The organism is Aminobacter sp. Y103A (assembly GCF_030294925.1).
GTDB lineage: Bacteria > Pseudomonadota > Alphaproteobacteria > Rhizobiales > Rhizobiaceae > Aminobacter > Aminobacter ciceronei.
This window is the reverse complement of sequence record NZ_AP017986.1, coordinates 5538152-5556717: the sequence shown is the minus strand read 5'-3', so window position 1 is coordinate 5556717 and position 18566 is coordinate 5538152. Positions and strand designations below refer to the sequence as shown.

21 protein-coding genes are annotated in these 18566 nt (G+C 64.1%); 9 read left to right on the top strand and 12 right to left on the bottom strand.

Annotation, left to right across the window (positions count from 1 at the left end; translation table 11 throughout):
• Positions 1-135 precede the first annotated feature (135 nt).
• The 3 genes from Amn_RS27335 to Amn_RS27325 all read right to left on the bottom strand — a co-directional run bounded on the left by Amn_RS27335 (position 136) and on the right by Amn_RS27325 (position 1894).
• Complete coding sequence (locus tag Amn_RS27335) at positions 136-612, bottom strand: GNAT family N-acetyltransferase (protein WP_286294143.1); 477 nt, start codon at positions 610-612, stop codon at positions 136-138.
• A gap of 5 nt (positions 613-617) precedes the next feature.
• Positions 618-1652, bottom strand: a complete 1035-nt coding sequence (locus Amn_RS27330) for an aspartate-semialdehyde dehydrogenase (RefSeq protein WP_067955871.1) — start codon at positions 1650-1652, stop codon at positions 618-620.
• A 110-nt stretch (positions 1653-1762) separates the two neighbouring features.
• A complete protein-coding gene (locus tag Amn_RS27325) occupies positions 1763-1894 on the bottom strand; it encodes a hypothetical protein (RefSeq protein WP_256438667.1) in 132 nt (43 codons plus the stop codon).
• A 143-nt stretch (positions 1895-2037) separates the two neighbouring features.
• Between Amn_RS27325 and Amn_RS27320 the strand changes: the two genes are divergently transcribed.
• Both Amn_RS27320 and Amn_RS27315 read left to right on the top strand, forming a co-directional pair.
• Entirely contained in the window at positions 2038-2424 is a 387-nt protein-coding gene (locus Amn_RS27320) for a DUF6152 family protein (protein ID WP_067955873.1), read from the top strand.
• Positions 2425-2438: 14 nt separating this feature from the next.
• On the top strand, positions 2439-2897 hold the full coding sequence (locus Amn_RS27315) for a hypothetical protein (protein WP_286294136.1): 459 nt from the start codon (positions 2439-2441) through the stop codon (positions 2895-2897).
• Between the two features lie 12 nt (positions 2898-2909).
• Here the strand turns inward: Amn_RS27315 and Amn_RS27310 are convergent, their stop codons facing one another.
• Positions 2910-4814, bottom strand: a complete 1905-nt coding sequence (locus tag Amn_RS27310; protein WP_067955877.1) for an ABC transporter ATP-binding protein/permease — start codon at positions 4812-4814, stop codon at positions 2910-2912.
• 303 nt (positions 4815-5117) lie between these two features.
• Between Amn_RS27310 and Amn_RS27305 the strand changes: the two genes are divergently transcribed.
• Positions 5118-5840 (top strand): DUF805 domain-containing protein, encoded by a 723-nt coding sequence (locus Amn_RS27305; RefSeq protein ID WP_286294134.1) that lies wholly within the window; start codon positions 5118-5120, stop codon positions 5838-5840.
• A gap of 66 nt (positions 5841-5906) precedes the next feature.
• Here the strand turns inward: Amn_RS27305 and leuB are convergent, their stop codons facing one another.
• The 5 genes from leuB to leuD form a co-directional block, all read right to left on the bottom strand.
• A complete protein-coding gene (leuB, locus tag Amn_RS27300; protein WP_286294132.1) occupies positions 5907-7010 on the bottom strand; it encodes a 3-isopropylmalate dehydrogenase in 1104 nt (367 codons plus the stop codon).
• A 126-nt stretch (positions 7011-7136) separates the two neighbouring features.
• Positions 7137-7940 (bottom strand): endonuclease/exonuclease/phosphatase family protein, encoded by an 804-nt coding sequence (locus Amn_RS27295; protein WP_286294129.1) that lies wholly within the window; start codon positions 7938-7940, stop codon positions 7137-7139.
• 17 nt (positions 7941-7957) lie between these two features.
• Positions 7958-8338, bottom strand: coding sequence for a RidA family protein (locus tag Amn_RS27290; protein WP_286294126.1), 381 nt, complete (start codon positions 8336-8338; stop codon positions 7958-7960).
• A gap of 13 nt (positions 8339-8351) precedes the next feature.
• Positions 8352-9179, bottom strand: a complete 828-nt coding sequence (locus Amn_RS27285) for an Ivy family c-type lysozyme inhibitor (protein WP_286294124.1) — start codon at positions 9177-9179, stop codon at positions 8352-8354.
• A gap of 221 nt (positions 9180-9400) precedes the next feature.
• Entirely contained in the window at positions 9401-10006 is a 606-nt protein-coding gene (leuD, locus tag Amn_RS27280) for a 3-isopropylmalate dehydratase small subunit (RefSeq protein ID WP_154386259.1), read from the bottom strand.
• Between leuD and Amn_RS27275 the strand changes: the two genes are divergently transcribed.
• Entirely contained in the window at positions 10005-10166 is a 162-nt protein-coding gene (locus tag Amn_RS27275) for a hypothetical protein (protein WP_154386260.1), read from the top strand. The genes leuD and Amn_RS27275 overlap by 2 nt on opposite strands.
• Here Amn_RS27275 and Amn_RS27270 read toward each other — a convergent pair.
• Complete coding sequence (locus tag Amn_RS27270) at positions 10142-11056, bottom strand: ABC transporter substrate-binding protein (protein WP_286294120.1); 915 nt, start codon at positions 11054-11056, stop codon at positions 10142-10144. The two genes, Amn_RS27275 and Amn_RS27270, sit on opposite strands and share 25 nt — an antisense overlap.
• A 122-nt stretch (positions 11057-11178) precedes the next feature.
• On the opposite strand from Amn_RS27270, the gene Amn_RS27265 reads away from it, so the two are divergent.
• From Amn_RS27265 to Amn_RS27245, 5 genes are all read left to right on the top strand, one after another.
• Positions 11179-12168: a FecCD family ABC transporter permease gene (locus Amn_RS27265; RefSeq protein ID WP_286294119.1), complete on the top strand. Its 990-nt coding sequence runs from the start codon at positions 11179-11181 to the stop codon at positions 12166-12168.
• The gene (locus Amn_RS27260) at positions 12165-13217 is read left to right on the top strand and encodes a FecCD family ABC transporter permease (RefSeq protein WP_182574056.1); all 1053 of its coding nucleotides are present in this window, start codon (positions 12165-12167) and stop codon (positions 13215-13217) included. Before Amn_RS27265 ends, Amn_RS27260 begins: the two co-directional genes overlap by 4 nt.
• A complete protein-coding gene (locus Amn_RS27255; protein ID WP_067955888.1) occupies positions 13210-14025 on the top strand; it encodes an ABC transporter ATP-binding protein in 816 nt (271 codons plus the stop codon). Before Amn_RS27260 ends, Amn_RS27255 begins: the two co-directional genes overlap by 8 nt.
• A gap of 181 nt (positions 14026-14206) precedes the next feature.
• On the top strand, positions 14207-15754 hold the full coding sequence (locus tag Amn_RS27250) for a phospholipase D family protein (protein WP_286294116.1): 1548 nt from the start codon (positions 14207-14209) through the stop codon (positions 15752-15754).
• Positions 15755-15786: 32 nt separating this feature from the next.
• Positions 15787-16974, top strand: a complete 1188-nt coding sequence (locus Amn_RS27245; protein ID WP_286294114.1) for a chloride channel protein — start codon at positions 15787-15789, stop codon at positions 16972-16974.
• A gap of 12 nt (positions 16975-16986) precedes the next feature.
• On the opposite strand, the gene Amn_RS27240 is transcribed toward Amn_RS27245, so the two are convergent.
• Both Amn_RS27240 and Amn_RS27235 read right to left on the bottom strand, forming a co-directional pair.
• Positions 16987-17343: a potassium channel family protein gene (locus tag Amn_RS27240; protein WP_067955894.1), complete on the bottom strand. Its 357-nt coding sequence runs from the start codon at positions 17341-17343 to the stop codon at positions 16987-16989.
• Positions 17344-17408: 65 nt separating this feature from the next.
• Positions 17409-18539 carry an aminotransferase class V-fold PLP-dependent enzyme gene (locus Amn_RS27235; RefSeq protein ID WP_286294110.1) on the bottom strand — a complete coding sequence of 377 codons (1131 nt, stop codon included), beginning with the start codon at positions 18537-18539 and terminating at the stop codon, positions 17409-17411.
• Positions 18540-18566 lie beyond the last annotated feature (27 nt).

Genomic DNA, 18566 nt, shown 5'->3' with positions numbered 1-18566 from the left:
CCGCAGCGGCCGGTGCACGCCGTCCTGACGGGTGCTGTCGCTGGCTAGACTATCGCGCGCTATCGTCCTGCCTCCGGCACCTCAGCCCCGCTGCCTCCCTGCGACGGACCCAGTCTACCGTAGCAATGTCCGGAATCAACCTTGAGGGGATTGTGGCCGAGCCGCCGGCATGCCGCGGCGGACGTAGAGGATGTCGGGCAAGCCTTCTTCGTTGGACGAGCCGTCGCCGAAGGCGTCGTCAACAAAGTCGTGGCGCTCGTAGAAACGGCACGCGCCTGCGTTGGCTTCGAAGCAGAAGAGTTTCACGTGAGTCATTGCGGCCGTCACATGGTTCAAAAGCCGGGCGCCAATGCCGCGAGCGGTCCAGTCGGGATGGAGATAGAGCTGTTCGATCCACTCATTCTTGGTGGCGGCAAAGCCGACAATCCTGTCCTCGATCGTAGCGACGGTGACGGTCTGCTCGACGAGGAGGACGTGCCTGACAAAATACAGGTCTTCGTCGGGTGTATGCAGCTGGGGCATCCAGTTGAAGGCGGCGAGTGCTGCCCTCAGGATGCGGGCGATGTCGTGTGCGTCTTCGGCCTCGGCCGGACGCAGCACGACATCGGGCATTGGTGTCAGGCCGCCTTCTTCTTCGGCGAGATCAGGCCGCGCTCGACAAGAAGCTCGGCGATCTGGACGGCGTTGAGGGCAGCACCCTTGCGCAGATTGTCGGAGACGATCCACATCGACAGGCCGTTGTCGACGGTCTGGTCCTCACGGATGCGCGAGATGTAGGTCGCGTCTTCGCCGGCCGAGTCGAGCGGGGTGGCGTAGCCGCCGTCCTCGCGCTTGTCGATGACCAGGCAGCCTGGCGCCTCGCGCAGGATATCGCGTGCCTCATCGGCGGTGATCGGCTTGTCGAACTCGATGTTGACGGCTTCCGAGTGGCCGATGAACACCGGCACGCGTACGCAGGTGGCGCTCAGCTTGATCTTGGGATCGAGCATCTTCTTGGTCTCGGCGACCATCTTCCACTCTTCCTTGGTCGAGCCGTCTTCCATGAAGACGTCGATGTGCGGAATGACGTTGAAGGCGATGCGCTTGGTGAACTTCTTGGCTTCGACCGGGTCGGCGACGAAGACGGCGCGCGTCTGGGTGAACAGCTCGTCCATGCCTTCCTTGCCGGCGCCGGAAACGGACTGGTAGGTGGCAACGACAATGCGCTTGATGGTCGCGGCGTCATGCAGTGGCTTCAGCGCCACAACCAGCTGGGCAGTCGAGCAGTTCGGGTTGGCGATGATGTTCTTCTTGGTGAAGCCGGAGATCGCGTCGGGGTTCACTTCCGGAACGATCAGCGGCACGTCCTGGTCGTAACGGAAGGCCGACGAGTTATCGATGACGACACAGCCCTGCTTGCCGATCTTCGGCGACCATTCCTTGGAGATGTTGCCGCCGGCCGACATGATGCAGATGTCGGTGTCGGAAAAGTCGTAGGTGTCGAGAACCTTGACCTTCAGCGTCTTGTCGCCGAACGAAACCTCGGTGCCGAGCGAACGGCGCGAGGCAAGCGCCACGACCTCATCGACCGGAAAGCCGCGTTCCTCGAGGATGTTGAGCATTTCCCGGCCGACATTGCCCGTGGCGCCGACGACTGCAACCTTGAATCCCATATCGAAAATCTCCTGTCCCTCTCCGCTCGCTTTTTGGAGAAAACCCGCTGGCCGTTGCGGGCTTCATCCCCCGGGCCGGACCCGGGAGAGGGTGAGCAGGCCAAGGGAAATCACACCATTTTGGTGGTGGTGGTTTTGGCCATGGTTTTGGTCGAAAGCAGGGAAACGGCTCCGCGCCCGGCACGATCTCTGTCGTGGCCGGGAAAGTCGAATGCGAAAAGCGCCATCAAGAGGCCGCGCATCGGAGGGATCCCTGTTCGCCGCCGCTTTTATCCGGTTTGTATGGAGAGTCAATCGGGGACCGGTGGGCTCCGGCTGATGTGATTTGACCTTTGTCGCTTGCCACCTAGGCTTCTGCGCGGATCGATTGACGGAGGAACCCCAGATGGAAGTCCTGCCGAAAAGCATCTCCCTCGCCGCGACCCTTGCCGTGGCTGCGTTGTTTGCGCTGCCGGCACTTGCTCATCACGGCTGGTCCTGGACCCAGGACGGCTTCTTCGAGCTCAAGGGCGTGATCGCCGACATCTACATCGGCAACCCGCATGCGACGCTCGACGTAGACGTCGAAGGCGAGCTGTGGCGCGTGGAGCTGGCGCCGCCAGCGCGGACCATTGCCGCCGGTTTCACCGATGAGGTCGCCAAGAAGGGTGACGAGGTCGTCGCCATCGGCAACCGCTCGCGCGACGAAACCGAAAAGCGCATGAAAGCCGTCCGGATCATCATCAACGGCAAGACCTATGACGTCTATGCGGACCGCGTGCCGCCGAGCTGACCGGGATAGTACGGGTGGAGCCCCTGCAGGCAGTCGAACAATGGGATTTGGTCAGGCAACTGAAGACCTCGTTTGTCGCCTATCCGGTCGTCAACGCAGTGCACATTGCCGCGATAGGCGCTTTGCTGACGTCGGTCGCGCTTCTTGATCTGCGCATCCTCGGTGCCTTCGGCAGCCTGCCGGAACGCCCCTTTGTCATGTTGCTGCGGCGGCTGGCATTGATGGCCTTCTGCCTCGCCGTGCTGAGCGGCCTCGCCCTGTTTTCCGTGCGGGCGTCGTATTATGGCGGAATGCCGGTCTTCCTCGGCAAGATGGGGCTTATCGCCTTGGCAGGTGCAACCTTTGCCCTGTTCGCTGCGATCGAAAGCGACAAGCAGCGTCGATGGTCTTCGTTGCGGCGTCCGCTTGCTGTGATGTCGGTGGTGATCTGGTGCACGGTCCTGTTGTGCGGCCGCTTCATCGGCTTCCTGTAACGCGAGCGCGTTCTACTTCTCCTTCAGCTTGACGCGCGGGAACCTGAGCGGCGGCCATTCTTCCTCCGGCTGCTGCGGCTGGGCCAAAAGCGTGGTGAGTTCGGCCGGCAGGCTGGCCAGTGCCTTCTTCGATCCGATGCCGTCTGAAATGCTGAGGATGCTGTCGTAGAACTCGACGCCTTGCGCCGATTTTGGCGGCACGGCCTCATGCATGACGCTGATGACGGTGACATCGGGGCAATTGTCCTTGATCACCTGATGAAAGGCGATCTTGGCCTCGAGATCGAGGGCAGCGGTCGCCTCGTCGAGGAACAAAAGCCCCGGCTGCAACAGCAGGATGCGGGCCGCGACCAGTTTCTGCTTCTGGCCGCCCGACAGCAGCTGATCCCAGCTCTTGCCCTGGCGGGTTTCGTCGTCGAGATGATCGATCAGGTCGCCAAGGCCGGCCTTGTGCATGGCCACCGCCACCTTCGCCTCGGAATGGTTGCCTGGGTGGTCGGGCAGGCAGACCAGCTGCTTGAGCGAAACCTGTGGCAGCTTGACGTCCTGGGTGGCATAGAACGACCTGATGCCGTCGGGAAAGTCGATGGAGCCGCGGCCATATGGCCACAGTCCGTTGATCGCCTTGACCAAAGAGGTCTTGCCGCAGCCGGACTGGCCCGACACGAAGGTCCATTCGCCGCGGCGGAAGCGCAGGTTGGTGACGGTCAGGAAGGGGCTGGCTTCAACACCCTGGTGCATCAGTTCGAGATTGCGGACGGTCAGGCCGAACAGCGCGTTCTGGCTGCCATAGCTGAACTCGGACTTTCCAGTCGCGGCATAGAATGACGGCGGCCGCTGCACGTTCTCAATCGCCTTGGCGAGATCGGTGACACGTTCGCTGTTGGCTCTGAGCGTGGCGATCGCCGGCATCACCTGGATGAACCACGAGCACTGGCTGATCAGCGAGTTCACCAGTTCGGCGCCTGTTATGTAGCCCTTCAGGTTGATGTGGCCGTGCATGTAGGGCACCAGCCCCGGCCCATAGGCGACGATGCGCGCGGCGATGAAGCCATAGATCGACTCGAACGACATGTAGCCGGCATTGACGATGTTGAGGCGCGACCAGGTCTTGTCGATGTCGACGTAGAGGCGGTCATGCATCGAGCGCTGCACGTTTTCGCCGTGCGATGCCGCGACATGGAAGCTGCGCCGCAAAAGCACCGTCAGCTCGCCGCGATAGCTGCCCTCGGCCTGCTGCATGCGGATGCTGAGACGCTCCATCATGCCGCCGAGCTTCATGGCAATATAGGTGTTGAGCGGCACGTAGGCGGCAACGGCGGCAAAGGCCAGGATGACGCTGCCATAGGGGCCGAGAAATTCAAGGCCAGGAACGATGGTCGAGGTTTCGAGCAGCTTCTGCCCGACGAAGAACAATGAGGTGGTGACGCCCATCACACCCATGGCGAGGCCGATGGCACCGCCGGTCATGCCCTTGATCGAATCCTGGACGCGTTGGTCGATGTTGTCGGGCGCCGTGCCCGGGCCGTCGCCGGCGCTTGCGTTGTGCTGCACGTGGAAATGGGTGTGGTTGGCGTCGAGCAAGGCGGCGTTGAAGCGGTTGTTCAGCCAGCCGCGCCATTTGCGATGCAAGGTGGTGGAGAAAAGGTGCCGGATGCCGATGAAGCCTGCATCCTTGATGACGACGAGAAGAAGCAATGTGCCGGCACTGGTCAGCAGCGACGCCAGGGGCGCCATGTTGGCCGGGTCATGGAAGAAGGCGATCGAATTGACCAATTCGCCTGAAGCCTCGGCCATCCAGACGCTGGCCTTGCTGGAAAGTGCGGTGAGGAGCGCGATCACCAGCGTCAGCCCCCAGGCTTCCTTCCAGCGATCCGAGAACCAGTAGGCCCGCATCAGGCCCCAGAAGCTTCGCATCGTGGAAACCGGCGTCAGGGGAGGCGGCCTGGCGGCGCCGCGACGCCATCTGTTCGACGATGGATCTCGAGGTCTATCGACCCGAATCACAGTTCCTTACCCCATGCCCTTTGCCTATCGAAAGGGTAACACGAGTTGAACATTTCACAGTCAACATATGGTTACCGGCTAATCAACGCGCCGCGAGCGTTGCGTGAGGGCAACGTTTGGCGGCGAGCTCGATGACCTGCGCCGGCTACCCCTGGAGCTTGCGGCCCAGGGCAAGTTGGAACACTGTCTGGTTGGCAATTCACGAGGCGACAGATGCGCGGCGAAGTACTGCATTACGATCAGGCTCAGGGTTTCGGCTTCGCCGCCGCGGTCGACGGCAACCGCTACACCTTTGCCCGCGAGGATTTGAGGGGCACGGCGATTCCGGGCAAGGGCACCGAGATCGAGTTTCAACCGAGCGGCAGTCAGGCCCGTGACGTGTTTGTAATCCACGCCCAGGTCGGCGCTGCGCAAATGGCTGCTGCGGCGCCCGCTGCCGCAACATCGGGACCCCAGTTCGGCCGCCGCGGATCCGATCAGGAGGGAGCCGCCTACAGCGGCGTGGTCGCAACGACCGGGCTGTGGTCGTATTTCCGGCGCGCGCTGACCACCGACTATGTGAACTTCCGCGCCCGCGCCCGGCGTAAGGAATATTGGGGCTACTATCTGTTCTGGACGCTTTCCGCTGTCGCGCTGGCAGCGATCGGCTTCGGTATTGATGGCGCACTTGGCAATCTCGATGCGGAACCGATTGTCGGTTTCGTGCTGCCAGGCTTGTTCATCCTGGCAACGCTGTTGCCCAGCATCGCCGTCACCATCCGCCGTATTCATGACCTCGGCCTGTCGGGATGGTTCTATCTGCTGATCCTGTTGCCTTATGTCGGCAGCCTGATCATCTTCGTCTTCACTTTGATTCCGTCCCAGAAGCACGACAACAAATGGGGCCCGGTGCCGGTTGGGGTGAACGTTCCGCCGCCTTACGTCCCTGTCGGATAGGGCAACTTCAGAAGCGCAAAAGAAAACGGCGCCGCGTGGGCGCCGTTTGGTTTCTTCGACCTGGTATCAGGCGAAGAACTTCGTGATGATGGCGTCGCCCATCTGGGTCGTGCCGACCTCGGTCTTGCCTTCTGACATGATGTCCTTGGTGCGCAGGCCGTCTTCCAGCACGGCGGCGATCGCCGCCTCGAGGCGGTCGGCCTCGGCCACCATGTTGAACGAGTAGCGCAGGCACATGGCAAACGACGCGATCATGGCGATCGGGTTGGCGATGCCCTTGCCGGCGATGTCGGGGGCCGAGCCGTGCACGGGCTCGTAGAGGGCCTTGCGCTTGCCGGTCAGTGCGTCCGGCGCGCCGAGCGAGGCGGAAGGCAGCATGCCGAGCGAGCCGGTCAGCATGGCTGCGACGTCCGACAGCATGTCGCCGAACAGATTGTCGGTGACGATGACGTCGAACTGCTTGGGCCAGCGCACAAGCTGCATGCCGCCGGCATCTGCCAGCATGTGGTCGAGCTTGACGTCGGAATACTTGGCCTTGTGGGTGGCGGTCACCACCTCGTTCCACAAGACGCCCGACTTCATGACGTTGCGCTTTTCCATCGACGTCACGCGGTTCTGGCGCGTACGGGCGAGTTCGAATGCGACGCCCGAGATGCGCTCGATCTCGAAGGTGTCGTAGACCTGGGTATCGATGCCGCGCTTCTGGCCGTTGCCGAGGTCGATGATCTGCTTGGGTTCGCCGAAATAGACGCCGCCGGTCAGCTCGCGCACGATCAGGATGTCGAGGCCCTCGACAACTTCCTGGCGCAGCGAAGACGACGAGGCGAGCGCCGGGTAGCAGATCGCCGGACGCAGGTTGGCGAACAGCTCCATGTCCTTGCGCAGGCGCAGCAGGCCGGCCTCGGGGCGCACCTCGTAAGGCACGGCATCCCACTTCGGGCCGCCGACTGCGCCGAACAGCACCGCGTCCGCCGCCATCGCCTTGGCCATGTCGGCATCCGAGATCGCCTGGCCATGCGCGTCATAGGCCGAGCCGCCGACGAGACCCTCCTCGGTGGTGAAGCCGCTGCCGAGTTTCTCGTTCATTGCGGTAATCAGCTTGCCGACCTCGGCCATGGCCTCGGGGCCGATGCCGTCGCCGGGCAGGAGAAGAAGATTGCGCGTCGCCATGGAAAGCCTTTCCGAAAGATGCGTGAACCGCGGTCTTGCTAGCCTTGGAGGGGCGCCGGTGCAAGCAGGAAAGGACGCTCCAGAGCGCGCAAATGGCTCCGCCGGCGCCTGTTTGACCGGATTCATCTAGCCGATCTCCAGAAGCAGGGCGCGGTGGTCGGAGACTTCGGGCTGGCCCACGACCTCGAAGTTGCGCACATCGACGTTGTCGCTGACCAGCATGTAGTCGGCGAAGCGTGGCGCTTTCAGGTAGTGCGAGGTGCGGGTGTCGGTGAAGCCGCCCTGTGTCACCAGATCCGTCAGCCCGATGCTGCGTAGTTCGGTGAGCATCCGGCTCTCCGGCAGCACGTTGAAGTCGCCGCAGACGACGAGGCGGTCGCCCTTGCGGCGGATCCTGCCGATCAGCTCGACAAGCCTTGCAGTCTGCGCGTCGCGGGCCGGGGTGTCGCCCTTGCCGTCGAGTTCGCGCAGGCCGTGGAGATGGGCGACGAGAACAGCGTTGCCGGTCACATAGTCATGCAGTCTTACCGCGTGGGCGTTGCGCGAGCGCGGGTGCTCGCCGAAGCCGTCGGCCGAGAAGGCGCCGTGGATGAAGTCCTGTAACTGCCCGATGATCGGCAGCGAGCGCCTGACGAAGGTTGCCAGTCCCCATTCCGACCGCAGCGTCCGGTCGCTGTCATAGAGCGGGCCGCGCGCGGCTGGGCAGAAAAAGGCCTGGTGGCCGGGCAGGGCGTCGGCGACCTCGCCAAAAAGGTTGGCCCGTTGCAACAGCTCGCCGCCGCCGTCGCGATAGACCAGCCACGGCGACGTCGCCGCGGGCGTTCTGGTCGCCTCCTGGAGGCAGAAAACGTCGGGATCCGTGCTGCTGACATAGGCGACGAGCTCCTCGCCGAGCCTGCCGCCCCAGCCGTTCAGCGATAGAATGCGCAAGCGGCCCCCCTTCGCGGTCACGGACGCTTCAGTGCGGTGACTTCGATCTCGATCTTCATCTCCGGCTTGTTGAGCTGGCAGACGATCATCGTCGCCGCCGGGCGGATGTCGCCGAAGGTCTCGCCGAGGATCGGGAACACTGCATCCACATAGGACTGGTCGGTGATGTAGTAATGCGCGCGCACCACGTCGGCCATTTCGAAGCCGCCGTCGTCAAGCGCCTTGGCGATGGTCGCCAGGCAATTGCGCGTCTGTGCTTCCACGCTGTCGGGCATGGTCATGGTGGGGTAGTCGTAACCCGTCGTACCCGAGACGAAGCACCAGTCGCCCTGGACCACGGCGCGCGAATAGCCCGCGGTCTTCTCGAAGGGCGATCCTGTTGAAATCAGCTTGCGCATTGTCACCTCTCCCTCATTCGTCTGCCAGCGCCTTGGTCAAGGCGTCCCTGAACTCGGCCGGCCAAGTCGCCAGTGCCGGCCAGGCCTTGGGCTCAGCCTCCGTCTGCTGCGCCAGATAGAGCTTCCTGGCCTTGGCATCGATCGCTATGAAACCGTCGCTGACGCCGCAGGCATGCGGGACGCAGCCGCTGGCGTAGAAGGCCCCTGACGGCAACGGTTCCGTGCCGCCATTGACCAGCAGGCTGGTGGCGAAGCCAGGCAGGTCGTCGCCAAGCAGTTGTTGAGCAGCCTTGTAGACCGCCTCGTTCTTGAAGGCTGCGACGATGCCGTCCGCGTATGTTTTCGGCGTCAGATCGGACCAGTCGGTGCCCGGCTGCGGCGCATAAGCGAGATTGCCGTGCATTGTCAGGCCGTTTTCCGGATCCCATGTCGTGACCGGCAGCGTCTCGCCGGGGAGCGGATAAGGGATGAAGAAGATGTTGTACGCCGTCACCGCCGGCGACGGCGTGTCGCATTTGCCGGCGCCGATGGTCGTCGACTGGATGCCCGCCTCGGTCTTCCAGGCAAGTACAGTTTCGGGACTGCAGGCGTTGCCGCCGTCGCCGAAAGCAAAGATGGCCACTTTGGTATCGCTCACCTCGACCGTGCGGTCGTGGAAGGCGACATAGTTCCTGGCCAGTTCCTTGCCCTCATAGGCAAGCACCTTCTCGCCCTCGGCGTTTTCGACGATGGTGAAATTGCCGCCTTCGAACGGAATGGTCTGCGGCTTGCTGTCCTGGGCGATGGCAAGGCTCGGCAAAAGCGCGATCGATGCGGTGGCGAAGAGGGTGGATGGTTTCATGCGGCGCTCCATTGTCCGGGCGTGAGCGATGTGCCGAGGCGCAGTCGTGCGCATGCCCCGAATCCCGAGGCGGGACAATGGCATGCCCCAGTTGGCCTGTCAGCTTCGGGTGGCTGGGCCAGCATTTGCGCAGCCGCTAATGCATTCCGGCCGGAGATGAAAAAAGGCCCCGTACCTTGCGGAACGGGGCTTTCGAAACTCTGAGATATGAAGCCGAGCGATCAGGCCCAGGGGCGGCTCTCGGCGACCTTCTTTTCGTAGCTGTCGATCGACGCGGCCTTCTCCATTGTCAGGCCGATGTCGTCGAGGCCGTTGAGCAGGCAGTGACGACGGAAGTCGTCGAGGTCGAAGGTGACCACGCCGCCGTCGGGGCCGCGGATCTCCTTGGCTTCAAGATCGACCGAAACGGTGGCGTTGGCGCCACGTGAGGCGTCGTCCATCAGCTTGTCGAGGTCTTCCTGGCTGACGGTGATCGGCAGGATGCCGTTCTTGAAGCAGTTGTTGTAGAAGATGTCGGCGAACGACGTCGAAATCACGCAGCGGATGCCGAAGTCGAGCAGCGCCCATGGCGCATGCTCGCGGCTCGAGCCGCAGCCGAAATTGTCGCCGGCGACGAGGATCTCGGCCTTGCGATAGGCCGGCTTGTTGAGCACGAAGTCGGGGTTCTCCGAACCGTCCTCATTGTAGCGCATCTCGGCGAAAAGCCCGGTGCCAAGGCCAGTGCGCTTGATCGTCTTGAGATAATCCTTGGGGATGATCATGTCGGTGTCGACATTGACGATTGGCAGGGGGGCGGCGACGCCCGTGAGCTTGGTGAATTTTTCCATGGCTTTTGCCCGTCTGGCTGTTGCGGGGATTTTGGCTTGCCCCGCTTTACACAAGCTTGGCCGGGAATCAAAGCGTTTCGACGTTGGGGAAGAAGCCGTGGGCATCATGCGCGGCGGCGCGAAGCCCGGTGCCGGTTACTTCGTCGGCGTCACGCCGTAGACGCGGGCGATGTCGTCGAGCAGGAGATTGGCGGCGATCACGCCGCCTGCGGTGTTCCACACCGCATCGTCCACCGCGACGGCCTTGCCGGCCTTGACCACCGGCAGGTTCTGCCACAGCGGCTCGGACAGCCACTCTTCCGACTGTTTGCTCGCCTTGCCGTTGCCGGTCTCGTAGACGAAGTAGAACAGGTGGTCGCCGTCGAATTCGGGGATGCGTTCCTTGGTGACGTCGTCGGCGAAGCCCGGCTTGTCCTGCACGGCGGGACGCTGGATGCCGATCTGGCTGAAGATCATGCCGGGAAAGGTGTCCTTGTAGTAGATGCGGGTCAGGCCCGGCATGAAGCGGATCAACGACACCTTCTCGGCCTTTTTGTCGCCGAGTGCCTCGCCGAGCTTGGTCGCCTTGTCGTCGAAGGCCTTGAGTTGTTCCTCGCCTTCGGCCTTCTTGCCGAGCGCGTCGGCATAAAGGGCGAAGTTCACCTTCCAGTCGCCGCGCAGGCGTTCGGACATGACGGTGGGCGCGATCGCCGATAGCTGATCGTAGATCTTTTCCTGGCGCGTCTTGTTGCCGAGGATCAGGTCCGGCTGAAGGCCGGCGATGAGCTCGAGATTGACGGCTGATTCCTCGCCGACAACCTCGACGCCGTCCATCTTTTCGACGATGTGCCTGTACCAGGGCGAGCCGGTCCAGGAGCGCACGGCGCCGACAGGCTTGGAGCCCAGCGACAGCACGGCTTCGGTGCCTTCGTTGGTCAGCACCACGATGCGCTGTGGATTCTCGGGCACGTCGGTCACGCCCATGGCGTGTTTCACTTCGTGGGCGAAGGCGGAACTGGCGGCGAAAGCGGCCAGTGCGAGGCCGAGTGCGGCTTTGGCGATGAGCTTCATGGTCATGGCTCCAAACTTGACGGGGGCAAGAAGGTTTGGCAAAGGGTCAGAACAAACCCTGACTGTCAAGCTCATATTAAGGCTGCCGCGTGCCCCTCGCTTCGTCGAACACGAGCATCCGAGTGCATCAGCGCATCGGTCGGCGCGCGCTGTTATCAGGGCTTGCGGCGATGCTGCTGATCCTGATGTATCTCAGCCTGGCGATCGGCTATCGCCTCTATTCGCCCGGCGAGATCTGGCGCGCAGTGACCGCCTTCGACGGCAGCGAGGCGCATGTCGTGATCCGCGATCTCCGTCTGCCGCGTGCGCTGATGGCGCCGCTTGTCGGCGCAGCCCTCGGCATATCAGGCGTGCTGGTCCAGACCCTGTCGCGCAACCGCATCGCTTCGCCCGACACGCTCGGTCTCAATGCCGGTGCCGCTTTCGCCGTGGTCATGGCAAGCGGGCTGTTCGGCGTCGCATCCTTGCCTGGCTTGTCGATGGCCGCCGCCGCGGGTGCGCTGGCCACCAGCCTGCTGGTCTTTGGTCTCGCTGCCGCCGCCGGCGGCATCTCGCCGCTCAGGATCGTGCTCGTCGGCGTCACCTTCGCCGGCCTGTTCGACAGCTTCGTCAACGTCGTGCTGACGGTCAACGAGACGATGCTCGACCAGCTCTTGTTCTGGCTCGCCGGCTCATTCGCCGACCGCAAGCTCAGCCTGGGGCTCAACGGCCTGCCCTTCGTGCTGATCGGCGGCGGCATCGCCTTCTACCTCACCCGTTCGCTCGACATCCTGCAGACCGACGATTCCACGGCGCGCGGGCTCGGCGTGCCGCTCGGCGCCGTGCGCGGGCTGAGCTTCGTTGCGGTTGCCTTGCTCAGTGGCGCCTCGGTGGCCATGGCCGGGCCGGTCCTGTTTGTCGGCCTCGTCGTGCCGCATGCGGCGCGCGCGCTTGTCGGCCTCGAGCATCGTCTTCAAATCGTGGCAGCAGCTCTTGTCGGCGCGGTCTACACGACGCTTGCCGACATCGTCGCCCGTTTCGTCATCTTTCCGCGCGAGGCACCCGTTGGCGCGGTCACCGCGATCGTCGGCGGCTGCCTGCTTCTTGTCCTGCTCAGAAGGCGCGCGGCATGAGTGTTGTCGCTCCACGCCTGTCGCCGGCATTGGCCCGCGTCAATCGCCGCGCCTGGATATTCGTCGCAATCATTGCGGTCGTCACAGTCGTGCTTGCGTTGTGCGGCATCGGCTTCGGTTCGACCTGGATCGATCCGCGTCGCATCGTCGAGATCCTGATGGGCGAGGGCACGCGCGGCGAGCGTGTCGTGGTGTTGCAGTTGCGCGCGCCGCGCGTCGCCATTGCCGCGCTCGCCGGCGGCGCCATGGCGGTATCCGGCTATCTGCTGCAGAAGGTGACGCGCAACGAACTGGCTTCACCAGGCGTGCTCGGCGTCATCGGCGGTGCCGGACTGGGCGTGGTCATCTTCCTCGCGCTGCTCTCGGACGAGAGCAATTCGCTCGTCACCTCGATCGTCTGGCAGCCGGTGGCGGCGATGATCGGCGCAAGCCTGGCTATCGCGGCGGTGTTCCTGCTCTCCGGCCAGCAGGCCTCGTCGGCGGTGCGGCTGCTCCTGTTCGGTATCGCCGTAGGCGCTGTCTGCAAAGCCGCGACTTTAATCCTGATGATCGTCGGGCCGATCTACCGCACCACCCAGGCCAGCCGCTGGCTTGCCGGTGCGGTCAACGAGATCAACTGGGGCGAGGTCCAGGTAGTGGCCATCGGGCTCGCCATCGCTATGGTCGGCGTCGTCGCGGTGGCGCGGCGGCTGCCGCCGACCGACCTCGACGAGGTCTCGGCGCGCGGACTCGGCCTCAACCTGCCGGTGTTCCGTATCCTGGTCTTCGCACTGGCCTCCGCCTTGACCGCGCTTGCCGTCGCCTTCGCCGGCGGCGTCGGCTTCATCGGCCTGATGGCGCCGCACCTGGCGCGGCTGATCATCGGACGCCCGGTGCTTGCCGGCATCGCCGCCAGCTTCCTGTTGGGCGCCATCATGCTGATCGGCGCCGATCTCATCGTACGCGTGCTGTTCGCGCCGACCGAGGTGCCCGCCGGCACCGTGACGGCGGTGATCGGCACGCCCTATTTCCTCTACCTCGTGCTGCGCAGGGGAAGCACCAATGGATAAGGCCATCAGCGTCCAGGCGCTCACCATCGCTTATGGGGCGGCGACAGCGGTCAGCGCCGTCGACCTCGACATTGCCAGGGGCAAGGTCACAGTGCTCGCCGGGCCCAACGGCTGCGGCAAGTCGACCTTGCTGCGCGCCATCCGCCGGCTCCACCAGCCGAAATCGGGTGAGATCCGGCTCGGTGACCTGCCAATATCAGGCCTCAAGGAAAAGGAGCTGGCGCGCCATATCGGCCTTCTGGCGCAGAGCCCGTCGGCCCCCGACGACATGAGTGTCGAGGAACTCGTCCGGCTCGGCCGCTATCCGCACCAGACCATGCTGCAGCCGTGGAGTGCTGCCGATTCCGACGCCATCCAGGCGGCGATGTTCGGCACCGGCGTTTCGCATCTTGCCGAGCGGCGGCTGGGCTCGCTGTCGGGCGGTCAGTTGCAGCGTGTCTGGATCGCCATGGTGCTGGCGCAGGAAACCGACATCATCTGCCTCGACGAGCCGGTCAACCATCTCGACATGGCCCATCAGATCGACTGCCTCGATCTCGTCAGCCGCCTCAACCGCGAGCATGGCCGCACCGTGGTCCTGGTGCTGCACGACCTCAATCTCGCAGCGCGCTACGCCGACCGTCTGGTGTTCATGAAAGAAGGCGGTCTGGTCGCCGATGGTGCGCCGGCAGAGTTGATGCAGGAAGCGCTGATCGAGAATGTGTTCGGTATCAGCTGCCGCGTCATCGAGGATCCGGTGCATCAGCGTCCGCTGTGCATCCCGATCCGTAATTCGTCGCCGCGCTTCGGGACGGCTCCGCAAGTCTGAGCCGAAACTCCGCACCCATCCGGGTAACAGTCTTCGCCCTGTGACGAATCCCGTTTGCGCGGCCTGTCATGCCGCTTCATTGCAACCGCGGCTTGTCATCGGGTGCATGCGCGCGCTTTAACTGGCGGGGATGTCTGTGTGATGCGCGCATGATCCTGCTACTAGGCGAGGGACTGGCCGAATGAGAATGATCAAGGCAGTCCTTGTCCTGCTCCTGGCTGCAGCCGTAGCCATCCTTGTTGCCCGTATGATCTTCCCGTTGCCGTCGATCAAGGACAGGCCCGTCGAGACGGCCCTGCCGCCGGTCACCGAGGGCGCACTTGCCACGATGGTCGCGCAAGGCAGCGCCGAAAATCCCGGCAAGAGCGGCGTCGTGCCGATCGCCGCCGGTCACGACGCCATTGCCAGCCGGCTGTTCCTCGCCGGCATCGCTCAGCGTTCGATCGACGTGCAGTACTATATCTGGCACGACGACACCTCCGGCCGGCTGCTGCTCCGGGCGCTCTACGAGGCGTCAAAGCGCGGCGTCCGCATCAGGTTGCTGCTCGACGACAACGGCATTCCTGGCCTCGACCCGACAGTGGCAGCCCTCGACGCGCAGCCCAATTTCGACATCCGCCTGTTCAATCCCTCGATGATCCGCTCGCCCAAGCTGCTTGGCTATTCCTTCGACTTCTTCCGCATGAACCGGCGCATGCACAACAAGTCGTTCATCGTCGACGGCCTCGCCGCCATCGTCGGTGGGCGCAACATCGGCGACGAGTATTTCAAGGTCGGCGACGGCACCTATTATCTCGACCTTGACGTGCTGGGCGCCGGTGCCGTGGTCCAGGACACGTCGACGGCTTTCGACCTCTACTGGAACAGCGCGTCTGTGTTTGCCGCCGACAAGATCGTCGATCCGTCCGCCGGCACGCTGGAGGCGTTCGTCCAGGGCACCGACGAGGCTGCGAAGCGCCCTGCCGCAGCCGATTTCGTCCGGCCGGATGCGCCGGCCTACAACAGGTTGCGCAGCGGTGGGCTTGGCCTCGAATGGGTCGACGTCAAGCTGGTGGTCGACGACCCGATCAAGGGAGAAGGCAAGGCAAGCAAGGACCAGCTGATGATCAGCCGGCTTGCCCAGGTGGTCGGGCCGGTGCGGCAGGGCCTCGACCTGGTTTCCGCCTATTTCGTGCCGGGCAAACCTGGCGTCGACTACTTCGCCGATCTGGTGAAGGGCGGTGCCAAGGTGCGGATCCTGACCAATGCGCTCGAGACCACGGATGTTGCGATGGTCCATGCCGGCTATTCGAAATATCGCCGTGAGATGCTGGAAGACGGCATCGAGCTGTTCGAGCTCAAGCCGATGGCCGATGCCGTCCGGGGCGAAGAGGAACTCAACCTCACAGGTTCCTCCGGCTCCAGCCTGCACGCCAAGACCTTCGCCGCCGATGGCGACCGGGTCTTCATCGGCTCGTTCAATTTCGACCCGCGCTCGGCCCTGCTCAATTGCGAGATGGGCTTCCTGATCGGCAGCCCGACCATCGCCAAGGCGATGTCGCAAGGTTTTGATACCAAAGTCGCCGAGGGATCCTACAGGGTCTCGCTTGGCCCGAATGACGGCATGCAATGGTCGAAGAACGAACCCGGCAAGCCCGTTGTCACCGTCCACGACGAACCGAACGCCTCGGCGCTCAAACGGCTTATGGTGACGGTGTTCGGCTGGCTGCCGATCGAATGGCTTCTTTAGCAAGGACCGCATATGACGGAGAGGGGCCAGGCATGAGCAATCGGCAGGTGATCAGGTTGGTGCTGCTGGCCGCCGGTGTCGGCCTGCTCGCCGGCATATCAGCGGCGCTGACGCTGTGGCTGATGCAGCAGGTCAGCCATGCGGTCTGGTCGATCAGCGATGCCATCTGGTACATTCCGCTGGTGACTGTCGCCGGCGGTGCGCTGATCGGCCTGACCCGGCTGCACGGCCCCAGCCCCGACCTCGACCAGCAGATCGCCGAAGCGCAGGATCCGGTCCATCTGCACAGGCGCAAGGCACTGTTCATCGCGCTTGCGGCAATCGTCGCGGTCGGCTTCGGTGGCGCCATCGGGCCGGAGGCCGGGCTGCTGGCCGTGGTTGCCGAAATGACCGCGGCAATTGCCATCGTGCTTGGCCGCAGCCATGCCGACCAGCGTGTGATCGGCGAGGCAGGTGTCTCCGGCGCGCTCTCTGGCCTGTTCGGCTCGCCTCTTGGCGGAGCTGCTTACGCCGACGACAAGCCACAGGCACCGCGCGCCCTGCTCCTGCTCGCCGCCCTTTGCGGCCTGCTCGGCTTCCTGCTTGCCGGCCGGCTGCTGTTCGACGGCGGTCTGCACCGTCTCGCGCTGCCGGCCTATGCGCCTGCAGGCGACGGGACCGACCTGATGATGGCGATCGTTCCGGCGATCCTCGGCGCTGCCGTTGGCATGGCCTTCCTGTTCCTGCATCCGATGCTCAAGCACGCGATCGAGACCCGCGCGCCCTGGCCCTTCTGGCAGCCGGTCATCGGCGGAGCCATGTTCGGCCTGCTCGCCATGGCGTTTCCTGTCCTCAGGTTTTCAGGACACCACGAAATCGAGCCGATGCTGGAATGGGCAGGCGGCGTCGGCATGGCGGTGTTGCTCCTGCTTGGCCTGCTCAAAGTGCTGGCGCTGAGCATCTGCCTGTCCACCGGCTGGCTCGGCGGAGCGATGTTCCCGCTCATTTTCGCCGGTGCCGCCGCAGGGGCCGCAGCGCTTGCCGTGATACCCGGCATGGAGGTGTCGGTGGCGATCGCGGCGGGCATGGGAGCCGCCACCGCAGCGGGCCTCGGCCGACCGATCGCGGCGGTGCTGATCATGCTGTTCATCGTCGATCCGGCGCTGTTCGGGCCGCTCTGCGTCGGCGCGCTGTTCGGCTATGCCGGCGGCATGCTGGCGCCGAAACCGGTGGCTCACTGACGCTGTCGCGTTCTATTCGTTTTCATCGTCCGTGACGCGAAAGATGATCTGCTTGGCGACCGAGGAGCACAGCACGACAAACAGGCCGATGCCGACCAGAGCGAAGAAGATGGTGAAGAGCTTGCCGAGTGCCGTGTGCGGCGCAAGATCGCCATAACCGACGGTAGCCAGCGTCATGACCGAGAAGTAGATCGCGTCCAGATAGCTCCAGCCTTCGATCCAGACGTAGACGACGGACGCAACGGCGACGAGTGTCGAGGTGACGACCAGCAGGGTGCGGACCTGCGGATCGGCGAACGCATCGCGCATGCCACGTGCAAGCGAGGTCAGATGCCATCCGGCGTGGTGCTTCTTGGGGTGCTGGTCCACCGCTTGCCTCCGCCCAAGCGGGCATCAAAGCAAGCCGGCCGGCTCCCGTCCAGTGCGTCGGCCGACTACAACAGCGCGTCCAGCCCGGCGAACAGCCGCGCGATACCAGCTTCCGTCGTGACGGTGCCGGGCGACAGGCGCAGGATGCGGCCACGGCAATCGGTGAAAACACCATGTTCGCGCAGGCCGTTGACGATCGTCGCCGTGTCGGTTTGCTCGGGCAGGCGCAGCATGATGCTGCCGCCGCGCCGCGTTTCGTCGCGCGGGCTGGCAAGCGTCAGGCCCATCTCGTCGGCCTTGGCGATGATCGCGGCGCCGAGCTTGCGGTTGTGCGCGAGCAGTGCTGTCTTGTCCTGCGCCGCGTGCCATTCCAGCGCCCGCACCGAGCCGATGCAGGCCAGTGCCGACGGCGTACCGTGGTCGAAGCGACGGGCATCCGGCGCATAGGCGAAGGCGTCGAGATCCCAGGAGAAGATGTTGTCCTGGCTGAACCAGCCGCGCAGTTCGGGCCGGCATTCCCTGAGCAAGGGCTCTGCGACATGGATGATGCCGGCGCCTGGCGTGCCGCAGAGCCATTTGAGGCTCGTCGACAAGGTAAAATCGACCGCCGGTGCGTCGACGTTGAACGGGATCAGCCCGACGCCCTGGGTGATGTCGACGCCGACGAGGCTGCCCATCTCTCGGCCATGGGCCACCAACCGGTCGAGGTCGCAGCGGTGCGAAGAAGTCGAGGTCACCTGCGTCAGGAGCGCCAGGCCGACGTCCGCGCCCCATGACGCGATGACGTCGTCGTCCTGCACCCAGCTTTCGCCGTCCCGCATTGGCACTGTATCGAGCGTGAAGCCGAAGCGCGGCGCAAGACCGGCGAGCAAGAAATGCAGGCTCGGAAAGCAGTCTGCCGTCACCAGCACGCGGCGACCGGCAAGATGATGGGCTGAAAGAGCTCCGATCAGGCTGTAGAGCGCGGTGGTGACGTTCTCAGCCGAGGTCAGCGTTCCCTTCGGCGCTCCGATCAGGTTGCTCCAGAGATCGATGAAACGCTGGCGCTTGCCCAGCGCCCGCATCCACTGTCCGTCGTCGAAGGCACCCCAACTGGCCGCAAATTCGGAAAGTTCCGCCGCCATGGCCTCGGCCTTGCCGGGATACATGCCGATCGAGTGGTAGAGGAAGTAGGCGGAGCCGTCTGGTGTTGTCATCGTGCGGAATTCCGTATTGCTGTCGTG